We start from the raw sequence: 17,522 nt of genomic DNA, 5'->3' as shown, positions 1-17,522 counted from the left end.
GTCGGTCAGCTTACGACGGGTCGAAAAACGGACATCTGAACTTAGCCGGAAGCGGACATTTGAACTTAGCTGCTACAACACAAATTATCGATAATTCACGTTATGTAAAATTAAAATGCCGTGGCTAATCGGTGTGTCACTGCTTGTCCCATTCCCAAGAACGGCCTGATCCATCCGGCCAGTCCGATGCGCGACTAACGCACCGCATCCCTCAGTTCCCCGGGCAGCTCACAACGGCTCGTCCCGAGCGTCCCTTCCTCCTGTGTCCTTCATCCCGCGACGTCGGGCAGCGCTGTCGGCCCGTAGACCATCTGCATGCGCCGGCTTGCTGTTAACGCATGCCCATTCGCGGGCCCTTTCCCATCCACGAAATCACCGGAGCCCGTTCATGGATATCGATCGTCACCGTATCGGCGGCACCTTGGGGATCGCCGCATGTTCGTTTGCCGCCGCACTTTCTTTCGCCGTGCAGGCGCAAGGAGCGACCGCCTGCTATGCCGTCGACATGCGCGGTGGGCCGCTCTACGTCACGTCGGACGTGTTGCGCGAAGCCGCGCTCAGGGTCGCGGACGCGAAAGTCGCCACTGTCGTCGAGCGTATGCCGCTGAGGCCGGAAGCGCCCCCGCCCGACCCGAAACGTTGCGACGGGGCGAACGATCACCTTCCTGCGGCCGGTCCCGACAACCGCAACTACTTCGGCAACGTCGTGAGCCCGTTGAAGTTCCTGCGTCTCGCGGCCTATCAATGCGCTGGCGCAGGAGGCCGGAGCCAGTTCTTCTCGATGAACGAGGCCATTTATTATCGCCAGTGCGGAGGCGGACAATACTCGAACTACATTCACTTCTGGGGACGAGCGAACGGGAACTCGAGCACGTGTTTCGCCAGCGACTACCCGACGATGTTTGCCAGGGCCGCCAAAGACAGAACGTCGGCGGAGCTGCTCAAAGCGATGAAGACGGTTTACGCGGGCGGCCTGAGCGGAGCCGCCGCGAACGATCAGGCGCTCGGCAACGCGATGGCGGCGATCTTGATCGCCGAAAGCAATCGCGACTATCTCGTCAATCTCGAGAACTACATGCTGCTGGACCTGGCCGACCTGAAGAAGGCCACGCCGGCGCAAATCATCGGGGGCCACTGCGTGCCGAATGCCGACTCCTGCCAGAACCGCCGCGAGTCGCAAGACGGCAAGCACCCGCTCGCGTGGGGCGGCGCGCAGGAAACGATGATGGTGAACGGCTGGGGTCAGGCGGCCGGCGCCAATAGCCCCTTCGGCATGAGATTCGAAGGCCATCTGTCCGGCGAGTGGGCAGTCGCGAAAGAAAAGGTCAAAAGCACGAAGGTCGCCGAATGCGGCAAGGTTCCACCCGCCTACGGAGATCTGAACCCCGACCAGCAGAGCGCAGTGAGACGCGTCTTCGAGGACATTCTGCCGATCCGCTGAGGTTCGCCGTCGGTCGACGCGCCCCCCAAAAAAACGCCGCCGCCCCGTGCCCGGAAGCGGCGGCGTCACGACGCTCAAGTCGTCGTCAGACGGCCATCACCGTCACCGACTTCGTGACGAGATACGGCTCCAGCGCTTCCGGCCCGCCTTCCGACCCGTAGCCTGAATCCTTCACGCCGCCGAACGGCATTTCCGGCCACGGCGTCGCCGGCTGGTTGATCCACAGCATCCCGACTTCGAGGCGCTGCGTCAGCAGATGCACGTTCGCGAACGCGCGCGTGAACGCGTAGCCGGCCAGCCCGAACGGCAGTCGGTTCGCCTCGGCGATCGCGTCCTCGAGCTTGTCGAAGCCGCGAATCGCCGCGACCGGGCCGAACGGCTCGTTGTTGAACACGTCCGCTTCGAGCGGCACGTTCGCGATCACGGTCGGTGCGAAGAAGTTGCCTTCCGCGCCGATCCGCTCGCCGCCGGTCTCGATGCTCGCGCCGACCTTGCGCGCGTTGTCGACGACCGACGCCATCGCGGTCAGCCGCCGCGGGTTCGCGAGCGCGCCGAGCGTCGTGCCTTCGTCGAGGCCGTTGCCGACCTTCAGACCTTCCGCGTGCTTGACCAGCGCGCGCGTGAATTCGTCGCGGATGCTGTTGTGCACGAGGAAGCGCGTCGGCGAAATGCACACCTGCCCCGCGTTGCGGAACTTCGCACCGCCGGCGGCCTTCACCGCGAGCGCGACGTCCGCGTCCTCGGCGACGATCACCGGCGCGTGGCCGCCCAGTTCCATCGTCGCACGCTTCATGTGCTGGCCCGCGAGCGCGGCCAACTGCTTGCCGACCGGCGTCGAACCCGTGAACGTGACCTTGCGGATCACCGGGTGCGGGATCAGATACGACGAGATTTCAGCCGGATCGCCGTACACGAGGCCGATCACGCCGGCCGGCACGCCTGCGTCGACGAACGCGCGCAGCAGCGCGGCCGGCGATGCCGGGGTTTCTTCCGGCGCCTTCACGAGGAACGAACAGCCGGTCGCGAGCGCGGCGCTCAGCTTGCGCACCACCTGGTTGACCGGGAAATTCCACGGCGTGAACGCCGCGACCGGGCCGACCGGCTCCTTCACGACCGTCTGCTGCGCACCGAGGTTGCGCGGCGGCACGATCCGGCCGTACACGCGGCGGCCCTCGTCCGCGAACCATTCGATGATGTCGGCCGCCGACAGCACTTCGATGCGCGCTTCGGCGAGCGGCTTGCCCTGCTCTTGCGTCATCAACTGCGCGATCGTGTCCGCACGTTCGCGCACCAGTGCGGCCGCCTTGCGCATCGTTGCCGCGCGCTCGTGGGCGGGCACCTTGCGCCATGCTTCGAAGCCGCGCTGCGCGGCGGCGAGCGCACGGTCGAGATCGGCGATGCCCGCGTGGGCCACCTTGCCGATCGGCTTGCCGGTCGCCGGGTTCACGACGTCGATCGTCTTGCCGCTCGCGGCGTCGACCCACTCGCCGTCGATCAGCAGTTGCGTATCCGTATAAGTCACGTTAGCCATCCAGACACCCCTACATTGCGTCGATAAAACGCGCGCTGCCGCGAACGGCCGCGCGCCGGTTGACAGAAAAAGCCACGCCGCCGGGGCAGGCACGCACCGGGCGGCATGGGCGGCAGGCACGGCGGCCCGCCATCGTTGCGCAGCATACCGCGCTCAGTGCGCGGCCGCCGTCGCCTTGCGGAGTTTCGCGACGTCCGCCGCCTGCACCGCCGGCGCGCCGTTGTTCCAGCCGGCGCGCATGAACGTCAGCACGTCGGCGATCTGCCGGTCGTTCAACTGGTTCGAGAATGCCGGCATCGGATAGGCGGACGGCACGCCGGCGATCACGAGCGTGTCGCTGCCGTTCAGCGTCACGTTGATCAGCGACGACGCATCGGCCTCCAGCACGTTCGGATTGCCCGCGAGCGGCGCAAGCAGCGGCGCATAGCCGCGCCCGTCCACGCCGTGGCAGTGCAGGCAGTAAGCGTTATACACCTTCGCGCCCGGATCGGTTGCCGGTCGGCCCAGCGCGGCCTGCGTCGCCTTCGGATCGTAGCGGTACGGCGGCGCACCCGTGCCGCCTGCCGCCGGTAGCGATTTCAGGTAGCGCGAGATCGCGGCCAGATCGTCGTCGGTCAGTTCCTGCGTGCTGTGGTTGATCACGCTCACCATCGAACCGAACGCGGTCGCGTGCTGGTTCGCGCCGGTCTTCAGGAACTGCGCGACGTCGGCCTCGTTCCAGCGGCCGAGCCCGGTGTTGTGCTCGCCGGTCAGGTTCGACGCGAACCAGTTGTCGATCGAGGCGCCCGACAGGAACGCCGCGCCGCTTTCGTCGAGCGCCTTCTCCTGGAAGCCGACGCCGCGTGGCGTGTGGCACGACCCGCAGTGTCCGAGCCCCTGCACGAGATACGCGCCGCGGTTCCACATCGCATCCTTCGCGGGCTTGTCCGCGTAGGGCGTCGTGTCGAGGAACACCATGTTCCACAACGCGAGCGGCCAGCGCATGTTGAGCGGCCACGGGATGTCGGACGCCCGGTTCGCCTGCTTCACCGGTTCGACGCCGTGCATGAAGTACGCATACAGCGCCTTCACGTCGTCGTCCTTCAGCTTCGCGTACGACGGATACGGCATCGCCGGATACAGGTGGTGACCGTCCTTCGCGACGCCCTTGCGCAACGCGGCAGCGAAATCGGCTTCGGTATAGCCGCCGATGCCCGTCTCCGGATCGGGCGTGATGTTGGTCGTGTAGATCGCGCCCATCGGCGTGACCATCTTCAGGCCGCCCGCGAACGGCGTGCCGCGCGGCGCGGTGTGGCACGCGACGCAGTCGCCGGCTTTCGCGAGATACGCACCGCGCGCGACGAGCGCGCTGTCGGCGGGCGCCGTCTGCGCGGCATGCGCGACCGTGCCGGCCACCAGTGCGGACAGCGCGAGCAACGAGGCACGGAGCGCATTCAGGCTCGGGTTCAGGGTGAGATGTCGCATGGTCGTCCCCTCCCCTCAGGCCGTTTTCAGCTGGTTGCCGACCGGCAGCTTGCGCAGCCGCGTGCCGGTGGCCGCGAAGATCGCGTTCGACAGCGCCGCCGCGGTCGCGGCCGTGCCCGGCTCGCCGATCCCGCCCGGCGCCTCGCCGCTCTTCACCAGATGGACTTCGATCGGCGGCGTCTCGTTGATTCGCATCACCCGATAGTCGGTAAAGTTGGTCTGCACGACGCGGCCGTCCTCGATCGTGATCTCGCCGTACAGCGCGCCCGTGATCCCGAAGATGATGCCGCCCTGCACTTGCGCCTCGATCGTGTTCGGATTCACGTACATGCCGCAGTCGACCGCGCACACGACGCGCTTGACCTGCACCTCGCCGCCGTCCACCGCCACGTCGATGACGATCGAGAAGAAGCTGCCGAACGCATGCATGACCGACACGCCGCGCCCTTGCCCCTTCGGCAGCGACGCGCCCCAGCCGGCCGCCTTCGTCGCGACGTCGAGCACGTTGCGCGCGCGCGGCGTCTTGTCGAGCAGTGCGCGGCGGTACTGCACCGGATCGGTCTTGGTCTGGGCGGCCAGTTCGTCGATGAAGCTCTCGACGACGAACGTGCTGCGCGTGGGCCCGACGCCGCGCCAGAACGCGGTCGGCACGTGGCGCGGCTCCTGGCGCACGTAGTCGACGAGCTGGTTCGGCAGGTCGTACGGCAGCTCGGCCGCGACCTCGACCGCGTCGGGATCGACGCCGTCCTTGACCGCGGGCGGCGCGAAGCGCGCGAGAATCGACGAGCCGACGATCCGGTGCTGCCACGCGACCGGCTTGCCGCTCGCGTCGAGGCCGGCCGAGATCGTGTCGTAGTAGCACGGCCGGTACATGTCGTGCTGGACGTCTTCCTCGCGCGTCCAGATCACCTTCACCGGCGCCGCGACCTGTTTGCCGACCTTCACGGCCTGGCCGACCATGTCGGTTTCGAGCCGCCGGCCGAACCCGCCGCCGAGCAGATGGTTGTGCACGACGATCTTGTCCGGCGCCAGCCCGGTCAGTTGCTGCGCCGTGTCGCGCACGCGGGTCGGCACCTGCGTGCCGACCCAGATGTCGCAGCCGTCGCCGCGCACGTGCACCGTGCAGTTCACGGGCTCCATCGTCGCGTGGGCGAGCAACGGCTGTTCGTAGACGGCGTCGACGCGCGTCTTCGCGTTCGCGAACGCCTTGCCGACGTCGCCTTCCTTGCGCGCGACCGCGCCCTTGCCGTTCGCCGCCGCGTGCGCGAGATCCGCGAAAAGATCCTTCGTCGACACCTTCGCGTCCGCGCCTTCGTTCCACTTCACGACGAGCGCCGATGCGCCGCGCTTCGCGGCCCACGTGTGATCGCCGACCACCGCGACCGCGTTGTCGACGCGCACGACCTGACGCACGCCGGGGATTTTTCTCGCGGCGGTGTCGTCGACGCTCGCGACCGTGCCGCCGAACACCGGACTGTTCACGATCACCGCATACAGCATGCCGGGCACGCGCACGTCGAGCCCGAACTGCGCGGTGCCGTCGACCTTCTCCGGCGAATCGAGGCGCTTCGCGGGCGTGCCGATCAGCTTGAAATCCGCCGGCTGTTTCAGCACGACGTCCTTCGGCACCGGCAGCTTCGCCGCGGCGTCGGCCAACTGGCCGTACGATGCGCGCCGGCCGCTCGGCGGATGCTGCACTTCGCCGTTCGCCGCGCGGCAACTGGCCGGATCGACGTTCCATTGCTTCGCGGCCGCCGCGACCAGCAGCGTGCGCGCCGTCGCGCCCGCGCGGCGCAGCGGATCCCACGCGTAGCGCACCGACGTCGAGCCGCCGGTGAGCTGGCCGCCGAGCAGCGGGTCGAGGAACAGCTTCTCGTTCGGCGGCGCATGATCGAGCGTCACGCCCGAGAGCGGCACTTCGAGCTCTTCCGCGATCAGCATCGGCAGCGCCGTATAGACACCCTGCCCCATCTCGACCTTCGGCATCACGAGCGTGACCTTGCCGGCGCGATCGATCTGCACGAATGCGTTCGGGGCGAACACGCCGGGCGCAGCGGGTTCGGCTGCATCGCCGCCGATCACCGAGCGGCGCGCATCGTCGCCCGCCGCCGGCAGGCTGAAGCCGAGCAGCAAGCCGCCGCCGGCCGCCGCGCCGAGCGACATGCCGAGCTTGAGAAACCCGCGGCGCGACACGCCCGCGCCGGCCCGACCTGCTTCGATCAGTCCACGTGACATGTCAGGCCTCCTTCGCGGCTTGTTTGACGGCCGCGCGAATCCGGTGATACGTGCCGCAGCGGCAGATGTTGCCGGCCATGGCCGCATCGATGTCGGCATCGCTCGGATTCGGATTCGCTGCGATCAGCGCGGTGGCGGCCATCACCTGCCCCGACTGGCAGTAGCCGCACTGGACGACGTCGAGCGCGCGCCACGCCTGCTGGACCTTGTGGCCGGCCGGCGTCGCGCCGACGGCTTCGATCGTCGTGATCTTGCGGCCCGCGACGGCCGCGACCGGCAGCACGCACGAGCGCGCGGCAACGCCGTCGAGATGCACGGTGCACGCGCCGCATTGCGCGATCCCGCAGCCGAACTTGGTGCCGGTCAGACCGACGACGTCGCGCAGCACCCAGAGCAAGGGCATGTCGTCGGGGGCGTCGACCGAGCGGGTTTCGCCGTTGATGTTGAGGGTGATCATTCAGCCTCCGGGGCCGTTGTATTGGGGAAGCGGCGCGAACGGGGCGTGCTGCGCCGTGAGGTCGTCGTCGCCGTTGCGTCGTGCGCAACGGCTGCCGCGCGGCCCGGGTGCGGGCGAGCCGCGACGGTGGTGCTGCATGCTTGCGTCGTTACTCGGCCACGTCGATGCCCGACAGCACCTTGATGACCGGCGGTGCGGTGAACCAGTCGGCCGATTTCGTACGGAATTCGCCGAAATACGGGCTCGCGAGATGTGCGTCGAACGCCGCCTGGTCGTCGTAGATTTCGTACAGATGCAGGTTCGGCGAACCGTCCTGCTCGCGGAACAGGTCATAGCGCCGGTTGCCCGGTTCGGTGCGCGTCTTGGCGACCATGCTGCGCAGTTCGGCCTCGGCGGCCTGCGCGTGTTCGGGTTTCAGGAACAGCGAAGCAATCACGTGAAGCGCCATTTTTTCCACTCCTTTGAAAACGGAAACGAGCATGCCACAAGCCGGCGTCTCGCGACGCCAGCGTGCAGTGGCGGTCTGTCGCCGAGCGGGGATCAGGCCAGTTCGTCCGGGCCGACCCGCACGACGACCTTGCCGAAATTCTTGCCGGCGAGCAAACCGATCAGCGCTTGCGGCGCGTCGGCGAGATCGGGAACGACGTCCTCGAGCGTCTTCACCTTGCCTTGCGCGACCCACTCGCTCATGTCCTTCAGGAACGTCGCATAGCCGGTTGCATAGTGATCGAGAATGATGAAACCCTGCACGCGGATGCGCTTGCGCAGGATCGCACCCATCAGCGCCGGCACGCGGTCGCGGCCGGTCGACACGGCCTTGTCGTCGTACGCGGCGTCGTTGTAATGCGCAATGATTCCGCAGACGGGCACGCGCGCATGGTCGTTCAGCAGCGGCCACACCGCGTCGAACACGGCGCCGCCGACGTTCTCGAAATACACGTCGATGCCGTTCGGGCACGCGTCCTTCAGCGTGGCGGCAAACGCCGGATCGCGATGGTCGACGCACGCGTCGAAGCCGAGCGTGCCGGTCACGTACGCGCACTTGTCGGCGCCGCCCGCGACGCCGACCACGCGGCAGCCCTTCAGCTTCGCGATCTGGCCGACCACCGCGCCGACCGCGCCGCTCGCGGCCGCGACGACCACGGTTTCGCCGGCCTTCGGTTCGCCGATCGTCAGCAGCCCGGTGTACGCGGTGAAGCCAGGCATGCCCAGCACGCCGAGCGCGTACGACGGGTGCGCGAAGTCGCGGCCGAGCGGGATCAGGTCGCGCCCGTCGGACAGCGCGTAGTCCTGCCAGCCGGCGCCGGCCACGACGAGATCGCCTTCGCGAAACGCCGGCAGGTTCGACGTCACCACACGGCTGACCGTGCCGCCGACCATCGGCTGACCCAGCTCGGCCGGCGGCGCATAGGACGGCGCGTCGCTCATCCGGCCGCGCATGTACGGGTCAAGCGACAACCAGACGGTGCGCAGCAGCACCTGGCCGGCGCCGGGCACCGGCACGTCGCCGGTTTCGGCGCGGAAGTTGTCCGGCGTCGGTGCGCCGACCGGGCGCGAATTCAGGACGATCTGGCGGTTTGCGGTTTTGCTTTGCGGCATGTGAGCCTCCGTCAACGGGAATGAACGTGCCGCGTGGGCACGCTCGGATCAGGGATGGACCAGCGGGAAGTGCGCGCCTGCGGCGGCGTCGGCGGTCGCGCCGGTGCGATCGCAGGCAGGCGGTTGGAACGATCGGGACAGCGTAACGCGGCGTGAGGCATTCGTCATGAATGATTGAGTAGACCAGTCGTCTAGAATCAAGGCAAAAACAAGGCGCGCCCAAGCGCGCCCGGATTACGACTGCGCCCCGTCGCGCGGCGCGGCCGGCGGCAGGTTCAGCATGCGCCGCGTTTCGGCCATCGCCCTTTCGAGCGGTTTGCGGTTGCGGTGAATCTTTTCCAGCAGCGTCGCGCCCAGCCACAGCTCGTACAGGATCGCGGCCGTGTACGACGGATCGTCGACGCCGCTCAGCGAACCGTCGGCGAGCCCCGCCTCGATGCCGCCCGCGAGCCGCTCGATGATCTGGCTGGTGCCGCGCCGCAGTACCGCGCGCATCGCTTCGGACAGATCCGACACTTCCGCGCCGAGCTTCACCGCGAGGCACTTGCCTTCCGGATCGTCCGCGCATTGCGTGTGCAGCCAGTTGCCCCAGTACGTCATCAGGCGCTCGGCGCCGGTACCGGCCTGCTGCTTGAGCAGGTTGTCGAGATGCGCGAGATAGCCTTCGAAATACGATTCGAGCAGCGCTTCGCCGAATGCCTCTTTCGAGCCGAAGTAATGGTAGAACGAGCCCTTCGGGATGCCCGCCGCGGCGAGAATCTCGTTCAGACCGACCGCCGAAAACCCCTTGTGGAGCATGATCGGCTTCGCGATATTCAGGATGTGCTGGCGGACTTCGGCGCCTGAAGATGCATTCATGATGGCGTATGGTAGCAACGATTAGACCGGTCGTCTAGTAACGTCGAGCCGGCATGTTGAGCGGCACTTTACCCGATCCCCGTCGCGAGCCCAATGCCTTGCCAGCGCGCTTCTCGTCTGCCCAGGGCGTGCGCGGGCGGCATGCCATCACGGCGAGTCGGTTGGGCCGTCAGCGCGGCGCTTCGTCGGCACGCTTTCTCGTGCGCGCCCGACGCTCGCTGCGTTCGGCGGCCGGGGCGCTCTTGACTCCGCGCAACGGCGGCCGGCGCACCAGCGCCGCCATCTCGCGCCTCACCGCATCGAGCTCGTTGCCGCGCGCCGCCTCGGCCGCCAGTGCGCCGTCGAGCTGCCCCTGAAGCACGCCGCAGCGATGCAGCGCGTCGCCGAGTTGCGCCTGTAGCGCGGCCATGTCTTTCCGCTGCTGCACATCGCGCTGTTCCGCGCGCGACGCGGCCGCGTCGAGCTCCTTTTGCAATCGCGCGGCGGCGAGCCGCTCGCGATCGATTTCCTGAAGCGCCCGCTTCTCCGATGCGCGCAGCCGCTCCTCGGCGCGGCCGGCGTCGTCGCGCAACCGGTCGAGCTGGGTGGTGAAATCCGCACGGGCCTCGGCGAGTGCACGATCGCCCTCCGCGTTGTCGGCCTTCAGGCGCTCGATATCCGCTTGCAGCGCTTGCCGCGACGCATCGTCGGCCGCCCTCGCCTGCTCCAGTTCCTGAATGCGGACCTGCGCGGCCAGCAGCGCCGCCGTGCGTTGCTCCAGCGCGGTTTCGGTGCGGGCCAGTTCGGCCTGCAACGTCGCGACTTCCGCGTGTGCTGCGGCCCGCTGGGCTTCGACTTCCGCGCGCAGCGCGTCGAGGGCCGCTGCCGCGGCTGTGCTCGACCGGTTCCATAGCGCCGCGACGAGTTCGCCCGCCGCTGCCTGCAAATCGGCCGGCAGGTCCGGATGCTCGATGCGCACACGGCTTTTTTCCCGCAGCTCGGCCCAGAACTCGCCGAGGACAGCCGTCGGCGTGCTCATGCTGCCCTTGCGAACGAGTTGGTACAGGCGGTTCGCCGTCGGCGTGACGCCGAAGCGGAAGAACAGCAGCGCGCAGACTTCGCGGTACAGCTCGCGCGTTTTCGGGAAGTCGGTCTTGAGGCGCTCGATTTCGGCGGTCAGGCGAGGTTCATCGGCGACGAGATCGGACATGGCGGGTTCTATCGAGAATTTTGATGAATAATATAACGTAAACCGTCAAATATCCAATCATCGACTGGTTTACTTTTGACATTATTTCTATAATGTCGAGCATTGCCCGGTGGAAGACGCACGAATCCGGCCCCGCTCGTTACGGCGTGGCGCGGTGCAGCATCGAAACGCTGGAATCCCTATCGGGTCATGGCCACGAATTCACCGAGCATCTCGGGTCATCCGCTGGATCGGGACAGCCGCCTTTTGCACGGCAGCCGGAAAAGTACGATCGCGCCACACGCCACATGCGCGGCAACAAAACACCCGCATGCGTGCGACGGCGGCACGAAGCGCGCCGGCCTTCAGCGGCCGGGCGCCACTTCCCTGAAGAAGTCGATCAATTGTCGCGTCAGGAAGGCCGGATTCTCGTCCGGCAGCCAATGGCCGGTATTCGGCGCAACGGCTCCACGCACGTCCAGCGCCAGTTCCCTCGCCATGTCGAGTTCCTTGGCGCCGTTGCTCTTGTCGCCGGCGAGCGCCAGTACCGGCATCGGGAGCTTGTGCTTCATGAACGCCTTGAACTGCGTCTCGTCCTGCGCAAACGCGCGATAGAGTTCGAATCCGGCGCGTAGCGCGCCTGGAGCCGCATAAGCGGCGGCGTAGACGGCGATATCGTCGTCCGACAGCGGGACGTGGGTTCTCTTCTTGTAGAAATCGAGGATGTACGCGTGCTCCTTGCCCGCAATCAGCATTTCGGCGATATCGCGCTGCTGATGCAAGCCGAAATGCCAGATCTGCGGACCGGCACGGGCCTTCGCTTCGTCCCAGATTCGCGTGCCCGGCACCGGAACGTCGAGCATCGCAAGCGTCGCGATCTCGGCAGGCCATTGCGCGGCGTACGCGTAGGCGACCATCACGCCGATGTCGCGGCCGACGAGATGAACGCGCGTCGCGCCCAACTGGCGAACGAGCGCGCGGATGTCGCCTGCCATCGAGGCCTTGTCGTAGTCGCCGAGCGGCTTGTCTGATTCGCCTGCGCCGCGGTAATCGACCGCAACGACGCGATACCCCTCTTCCGCCAGCGCTGGCATCACGTGACGCCACGTGTACCAGGTTTGCGGCCAGCCATGCAGCAGGATCACCATCTCGCCGTCGTCCGGACCGCCGGTCACGTAATGGAGGCGTACGTCGTCGACCTGCGCGTAGCGCCGGCTGAATCGTCGATCGAAGCCGGCCGGCAGGCCGGCCGTCGGCATCCCTGACATCGATTGTTCATTCTGCATGGGTCGTCATCCGTTACTTTGTCGGTCGCTCAGCCTGTCGACCTGCTTCACGCCCCGGAGCAGCCATGGCCGAAGTTGCCTCGTGACGAACGGCATGACGATCCAGGTCAGCGACGAAGTCAGGAGTGCGGAGCTGAGCGCGAGTTGGACAGGACGCTCCAGGGCGGGAAGGAGCGCGCTCAGAAGGTAGGTGATCGACAGCAGGACCGGATAAACCGCCAGCCACGTCACGAGAAACGTCTTCCACTTCGGTGTAGCGGGCTTGCCGGCGATCGCGAACCACGCATCCATGCCGACGGCGGCGTCGCGATGTTCGTCCGATATCTCGTCGCCCTTCGCAACCAGCTTTCGCCGCTCCGCGGAGTCCTCCCACGCATGCAGGTGCTCCTGCGAGTCGAAACGATAAACCAGGTAGTTGATGCCGCTTGAATCGCTCAGGCGAACATTTCCGAGATGCCCCGGGTAGCGCCGCGCTGCCGCGTCGATCTCGCGCGCCCATCGATCGAATTGCCTTTCCCGCCCCGGATGAACGACGCGGCTGACGACGATCGTGCTCGATTCGCGGATCGTGTCGGACGGGGAAAGGCGTGGGCTGTCGTGCATCTGATTGCTGAAGCGAGTGGGCAGTGCATTTCGTCGCTCGGCGGTACCCGATGGCGTCCGAGAAAAAACATGCGCCGTTTGAGCGAACATGCCGAGCTGTCGCGCGAGCAAATCACGGTCCTGTCCGCAGGCCGGCAGCGTCGCTTGTCGCACTTCGACGCTCGCTCGAGCGGCCTGCGTCGACGGCGCGGCAGCCTCATGCGATGCCGTCGAATTCGCTACCCAACGAACGCGCGCTGTAATTTTTTCAGCATGATCGAAAGCGTGGAGCGCTACGGGTGAGCGGAAAGTGGATCGCCGGGCGCCTGATCGCCGCCCGGGGCCTTCGTTTGGGCTGTCATTCGCGTGCCACCTTCGGCCGGTAACGTTCGAAGCCGCCCCGATTCCGACAAGCGAACCGACATGCAGCGCCCGTCGCGCGCCACGCCCCACGTTTACGCAGCCACGTCCCGCGTCCTCGCCGTCAGCCTCGCGATCAACCTGCTGCTGCTCGCCGTCGAGACGGCGGCGGCATGGTCCGCGCATTCGTCGGGGCTGCTCGCGGACGTCGCGCACGCCGCGATCGATCTTGCGGCCGATGCGCTGATCCTCGTCGCGTGCCGGTTCGACGCGCGCCTGCCGCCGGAGCGACGCCCGACCTACGAGCCGCTCGCACTCGCGGGCCTCGGCGCGTTGCTGGCCGCGACCGGCGCACAGATGATCTGGCATGCGCTGACCCGGTTCGATACGCCGCCCGTCGTGCAGCCGGGCGCGACCGCGCTCGCGCTGGCTGCCGTCACGCTCGCCGGCAAGGCCGTGCTGTCGTACTGGATGCTGCGCAAGGCGCGCGAGACCGGCTCCGCGCTGCTCGATGCGAGCGGCTGGCACGTGCGGACCGATGCGCTGTCGTCGTTGCTCGCGGCGCTCGCGATGAGTGCGGCGCTGCTCGGTTTCGGCCGTCTCGACGATCTGGCGGCGCTCACGATCGGTGCGCTCGTGATCCGCACGGGCGCCGGGTTCATCCGGCGCGGCTATGCGCAGTGGCCGGCACTGGCCGATTGGACGAATCGCTCGACGCGTGGGTCGTGAACGCGGGTCGTCGCGCCGCTCGTCGATGCTTCGATACGCGCGATCGAGTGCTCGGGATGAAGAAGAGGCTCGCCCCCGCGAGCCTCTTTTGCGTGATGTCGCCATCGGCATGGCGTGCTTGGCGTACCGATGCTACCGCCCACCCGAGCGGCACGACACTCCCGGGCAAAATCCGCACGAGCGCCGCCGAGCGACGGCCGCGGCATACGGCATGGGACGGTTTCGCGTAATGGAGTATCGGGATGCCTTGCACGGCATCCCGCGATGCACACGTATGCTCCGCGGGCGGCGTGATGGGGCGATACGCGGGTGTCGTGCGCGACGACCGCAGGCAGGTTGACCGATCGTGCTCCGCGTAACAGGCTATTGCCTGTTTTTTTGTCAATACAGTCTATGGTTTGTATTTCGACGATACATGCCATAGACTGTATTTTCAGATTACAAACGATCGCCTGTCATCTCGCGGAGCGCCCGATGGCCTTTCCTGTCCAGACCTTGACCCAATTGCGCCCGATCCTCGTCGGCTTCCGCAAATCCGCGGGACTCACGCAGGCGCAACTGGCCGCCCGCCTCGGCATCACCCAGCAATCTTATGCTCAGCTCGAAGCCAACCCGTCGGCGGTCAGCATCGAACGGCTTTTCAAGGTGATGAACGCGCTTGGCGTTCGCATGATGCTCAGCCTCGACGAGCGGGATGCATCGGCGGACGCGGCCGATTCGGCTTCCGCTGCCGAACCGGTGGCGCGCCGCAAGCCGGTCGCGAGCAAGCGCGGCACCACGGCCACGACAACCCCGACCGGGGCCGCCGTCGGAACTGTGCGGAAGCGCCCGACAGCGACGACTCGGGCCAGGCCACGCGCGTCGGAGCGGGAGGACTGGTGACGATGGTCGCACGCGCCCGCAGCAACCGGCTCGACCTGTGGATGAACGGCATTCCTGTCGGCTATTGGGAAATCCGGCGCGGGGTCGAGCGTCTCGTCTACCTGCCGGACTGGCTCGACGATCCCCAGGGCCGGCCGCTGTCGTTGTCGCTGCCCTTCACGCCCGGCAACCAGCCGCACCAGGGCGCGATCGTGGCCGACTACTTCGACAATCTGCTGCCGGACAGCGAGCCGATCCGCCGCCGCATCGCGCAGCGTTACCGGCTCCGGTCGACAGCGCCGTTCGACTTGCTCGCGTCGATCGGCCGCGATTGCGTCGGCGCGATCCAGATGCTGCCGCCCGACGAGACACCGGTCAATCTCAACGGAATCGAAGGCACGCCGCTCGACGACGCAGCCGTTGCCGATGTGCTGCGCCACGCGACCGCCGCGCCGCTGCCCGGCCACGGGGAACCGCACGACGACCTGCGCCTGTCGATTGCCGGCGCGCAGGAAAAGACCGCGCTGCTGCGTCGGCGCAACCGCTGGCTGCGGCCGTCGGGCAGCACGCCGACGACCCACATCTTCAAGCTGCCGCTCGGGCGCGTCGGCAACATGCAGGCCGACATGCGCACGTCCGTCGAAAATGAATGGCTGTGCTCGAAGATCGTCGCCGCGTACGGCTTGCCGGTCGCACCGTGCGAGATCGGCCGGTTCGACGATCAAAAGGTGCTGATCGTCGAGCGCTTCGACCGGCGCCCGTCGCGCGACGGCTCGTGGATCCTGCGACTGCCGCAGGAGGACATGTGTCAGGCGACCGGCACGCCGTCCGGGGCGAAATACGAAACGGACGGCGGCCCCGGCATCGAGACGATCATGGGCATCCTCGCGAATTCGGCCGACGCTTCCCGCGACCGGATGAATTTCTTCGTCGCACAGCTCGTGTTCTGGGTGCTGGCGGCGATCGACGGCCACGCAAAGAACTTCAGCATCGCGCACCTGCCCGGCAATGCGTATCGCAGCACGCCGCTGTACGACGTGCTGTCCGCGCATCCGATCATCGGTACGCGCCGCAATCAGATCCCGCCGAGCCGCGCGCGCCTGGCGATGGCCGTCTGCGGGAAGAACCGGCACTACGTGATCGGGGAAATCCGGTCGCGCCACTGGATCGCACAGGGCCGGCGCGTCGGCCTGACCGAAGACGACGTGCGGGCCGCGATGACGGCCGTCGCAGCACGGACGGAGCCCGCGATTGCCGAAGCCGCCGCGCAGATCCCGGCGGATTTTCCGGCGGACATGGCAGACGCGATATTCGCGGGCATGCGTCGGCAAAGCCGCAAACTCGCGGCGGCCGACGCGGCGTGACAAATCGACCGGCCGCGACGGGCTGCCGGTCTTCGCCGCAATACTTCGACCCTCGGTCGACGGGCGGCCCTGGCAGGACCGAAGCGGCTACGCCGCCGCGGATACGGACATCGAACGCCCGCGCCGAACCGCTTGCCGGCCGCCGGCGGCTGATCGTTCAGCCGGCGTCGCGCGCGCGGGCGAGTGCCGCGAGGTTGCCCTCGCCGAACCCGTGGTGCCCCTTGCGCTGCACGATCTCGAAAAAGATCTCGCCCGGGCGGCGTTTGACGAAGGTCTGGAAGAACAGCCTCGGCACGCCGTCGTCGCCGATCTCGCCGTCGACCAGCACCGCGCGACGGCGCAGCGCGTCGAGATCGACACCGTGCCCAGGCAGCCGCGCGTCGACGTCGTCGTAATAGCGTACGGGCGGCTCGATGAATTCGACGCCGTTCGCGCGCAACGCATCGACGCACGCCAGGATGTCGTCAGTGGCCAGCGCGACGTGCTGCACGCCCTCGCCCGGATGGTCGGGCAGGTACGCATGCATCAGCTCGGTGCGCCGCGTACCTTCCTCGTAGACCGGAATCCGCACCGCGCCGCACGGCGACACCATCACGCGCGACTCCTCCGACACATGCCAGTGCGCGTCGATCTGGTGGATCTCGCGAAAATGCAGCAGGTCGTGGTAGAAATCCAGCCACTCCTGCATGCGGCCCGCGCCGACGGTTTGCGTGAAGTGGTCGACCTGCTGCAGGCCGACGCCCGCGCAATCGAGATCGGTATGCGCGGTCGCGATGTCGATCGGCCGGAAATCGATGTCGAAGATCGAGATGTCGCCGACGCCGCCGCGCTGGCCGTCCCGACCGCGCCAGCGGTCGACGAAATACAGGTGCGAATCGCCGATGCCCTGGATCGCCGGGATCCTCAGTTCGCCGACGCCCACCTTTTCGCCTTCGAACGCCCACGCCCCGAGCTGGATCGCGCGCTCGAACGCGCGCCGCGCGTTCGCCACGCGCAACCCGATCGCGCAGACGCCCATCCCGTATTCCTCCGCATAGCGCGCGGCGAACGAATCGGGCTCGGCGTTGATCAGGAAATGCATCTGCCCCTGCCGGTACAGCGTGACGTTCTTGCTGACGTGCCGCGCGATCGCCTTGAACCCGAACTGCTCGAAGCGCTGCGCGAGCGCTTCCGGCACGGGCGCCGCGAATTCGACGAATTCGAGACCGGCCATCCCGAGTGGATTGGCGGCCGGATCGGCGACGGGCGGCGTATCGCTGGACAAGGGGTGGGAATTGCCGGGCATTCCAGTCTCCGGGGGCATGCTGTCGATGAGGGATTGTGCCCGTCGCGTGCGGCATGCGCGGCCGATGCGGCGGCCTCGCCTCCGCCCCGAACGGGCGAGTTGTCGATGCTGCAGATTTTAACCAGATCGTTCACCGCGGCACACCCCGGCCAAACGGCATATCGTCGCGCGGCCTAGTGCAAACCCGAAAAGCGTTCGATAATCGCACGGAATTGAACGATAATCGCGCACATTGTCCGATTGGCCGATTGCCGCCGTGCGGCCCGCGCCCTATTCTCCGTTCACTCATCGACTTCAATGCA

General features: G+C 67.2%; 15 protein-coding genes. 4 read left to right on the top strand and 11 right to left on the bottom strand.

Features of this window, described 5'->3' with window-relative positions; genetic code table 11:
• The first annotated feature begins 388 nt into the window (after positions 1–388).
• A complete protein-coding gene (locus tag WS96_RS07895; RefSeq protein ID WP_059831645.1) occupies positions 389–1,441 on the top strand; it encodes a hypothetical protein in 1,053 nt (350 codons plus the stop codon).
• A gap of 85 nt (positions 1,442–1,526) precedes the next feature.
• On the opposite strand, the gene WS96_RS07890 is transcribed toward WS96_RS07895, so the two are convergent.
• From WS96_RS07890 to WS96_RS07845, 10 genes are all read right to left on the bottom strand, one after another.
• Positions 1,527–2,972: an NAD-dependent succinate-semialdehyde dehydrogenase gene (locus tag WS96_RS07890; protein ID WP_059783503.1), complete on the bottom strand. Its 1,446-nt coding sequence runs from the start codon at positions 2,970–2,972 to the stop codon at positions 1,527–1,529.
• Positions 2,973–3,125: 153 nt separating this feature from the next.
• Positions 3,126–4,436 carry a cytochrome c gene (locus WS96_RS07885; protein WP_059831644.1) on the bottom strand — a complete coding sequence of 437 codons (1,311 nt, stop codon included), beginning with the start codon at positions 4,434–4,436 and terminating at the stop codon, positions 3,126–3,128.
• A gap of 15 nt (positions 4,437–4,451) precedes the next feature.
• Positions 4,452–6,671: a xanthine dehydrogenase family protein molybdopterin-binding subunit gene (locus tag WS96_RS07880; RefSeq protein WP_059831642.1), complete on the bottom strand. Its 2,220-nt coding sequence runs from the start codon at positions 6,669–6,671 to the stop codon at positions 4,452–4,454.
• A 1-nt stretch (position 6,672) separates the two neighbouring features.
• The gene (locus tag WS96_RS07875) at positions 6,673–7,128 is read right to left on the bottom strand and encodes a (2Fe-2S)-binding protein (protein WP_059831641.1); all 456 of its coding nucleotides are present in this window, start codon (positions 7,126–7,128) and stop codon (positions 6,673–6,675) included.
• 148 nt (positions 7,129–7,276) lie between these two features.
• Positions 7,277–7,576: a putative quinol monooxygenase gene (locus WS96_RS07870; RefSeq protein WP_006482784.1), complete on the bottom strand. Its 300-nt coding sequence runs from the start codon at positions 7,574–7,576 to the stop codon at positions 7,277–7,279.
• 92 nt (positions 7,577–7,668) lie between these two features.
• A complete protein-coding gene (locus WS96_RS07865; protein WP_059831639.1) occupies positions 7,669–8,727 on the bottom strand; it encodes an NADP-dependent oxidoreductase in 1,059 nt (352 codons plus the stop codon).
• A 234-nt stretch (positions 8,728–8,961) separates the two neighbouring features.
• On the bottom strand, positions 8,962–9,585 hold the full coding sequence (locus tag WS96_RS07860) for a TetR/AcrR family transcriptional regulator (RefSeq protein ID WP_059831637.1): 624 nt from the start codon (positions 9,583–9,585) through the stop codon (positions 8,962–8,964).
• A gap of 169 nt (positions 9,586–9,754) precedes the next feature.
• Entirely contained in the window at positions 9,755–10,774 is a 1,020-nt protein-coding gene (locus WS96_RS07855) for a DNA-binding protein (protein ID WP_059831635.1), read from the bottom strand.
• A 344-nt stretch (positions 10,775–11,118) separates the two neighbouring features.
• A complete protein-coding gene (locus WS96_RS07850) occupies positions 11,119–12,012 on the bottom strand; it encodes an alpha/beta fold hydrolase (protein WP_257127961.1) in 894 nt (297 codons plus the stop codon).
• 33 nt (positions 12,013–12,045) lie between these two features.
• Entirely contained in the window at positions 12,046–12,795 is a 750-nt protein-coding gene (locus tag WS96_RS07845) for a hypothetical protein (RefSeq protein ID WP_257127960.1), read from the bottom strand.
• 249 nt (positions 12,796–13,044) lie between these two features.
• On the opposite strand from WS96_RS07845, the gene WS96_RS07840 reads away from it, so the two are divergent.
• From WS96_RS07840 to WS96_RS07830, 3 genes are all read left to right on the top strand, one after another.
• A complete protein-coding gene (locus tag WS96_RS07840; RefSeq protein WP_059831630.1) occupies positions 13,045–13,710 on the top strand; it encodes a cation diffusion facilitator family transporter in 666 nt (221 codons plus the stop codon).
• A 474-nt stretch (positions 13,711–14,184) separates the two neighbouring features.
• Entirely contained in the window at positions 14,185–14,592 is a 408-nt protein-coding gene (locus WS96_RS07835; RefSeq protein WP_059831628.1) for a helix-turn-helix domain-containing protein, read from the top strand.
• A gap of 2 nt (positions 14,593–14,594) precedes the next feature.
• Entirely contained in the window at positions 14,595–15,935 is a 1,341-nt protein-coding gene (locus tag WS96_RS07830; protein WP_059831626.1) for a type II toxin-antitoxin system HipA family toxin, read from the top strand.
• A 157-nt stretch (positions 15,936–16,092) separates the two neighbouring features.
• Here WS96_RS07830 and WS96_RS07825 read toward each other — a convergent pair whose 3' ends face one another.
• The gene (locus WS96_RS07825; protein WP_059822405.1) at positions 16,093–17,220 is read right to left on the bottom strand and encodes a 4-hydroxyphenylpyruvate dioxygenase family protein; all 1,128 of its coding nucleotides are present in this window, start codon (positions 17,218–17,220) and stop codon (positions 16,093–16,095) included.
• Positions 17,221–17,522: the final 302 nt, after the last annotated feature.

The sequence above is a fragment of the Burkholderia sp. MSMB1835 genome (assembly GCF_001526365.1).
Taxonomy (GTDB): domain Bacteria; phylum Pseudomonadota; class Gammaproteobacteria; order Burkholderiales; family Burkholderiaceae; genus Burkholderia.
This window is presented reverse-complemented; position numbering and strand designations above follow the sequence as displayed.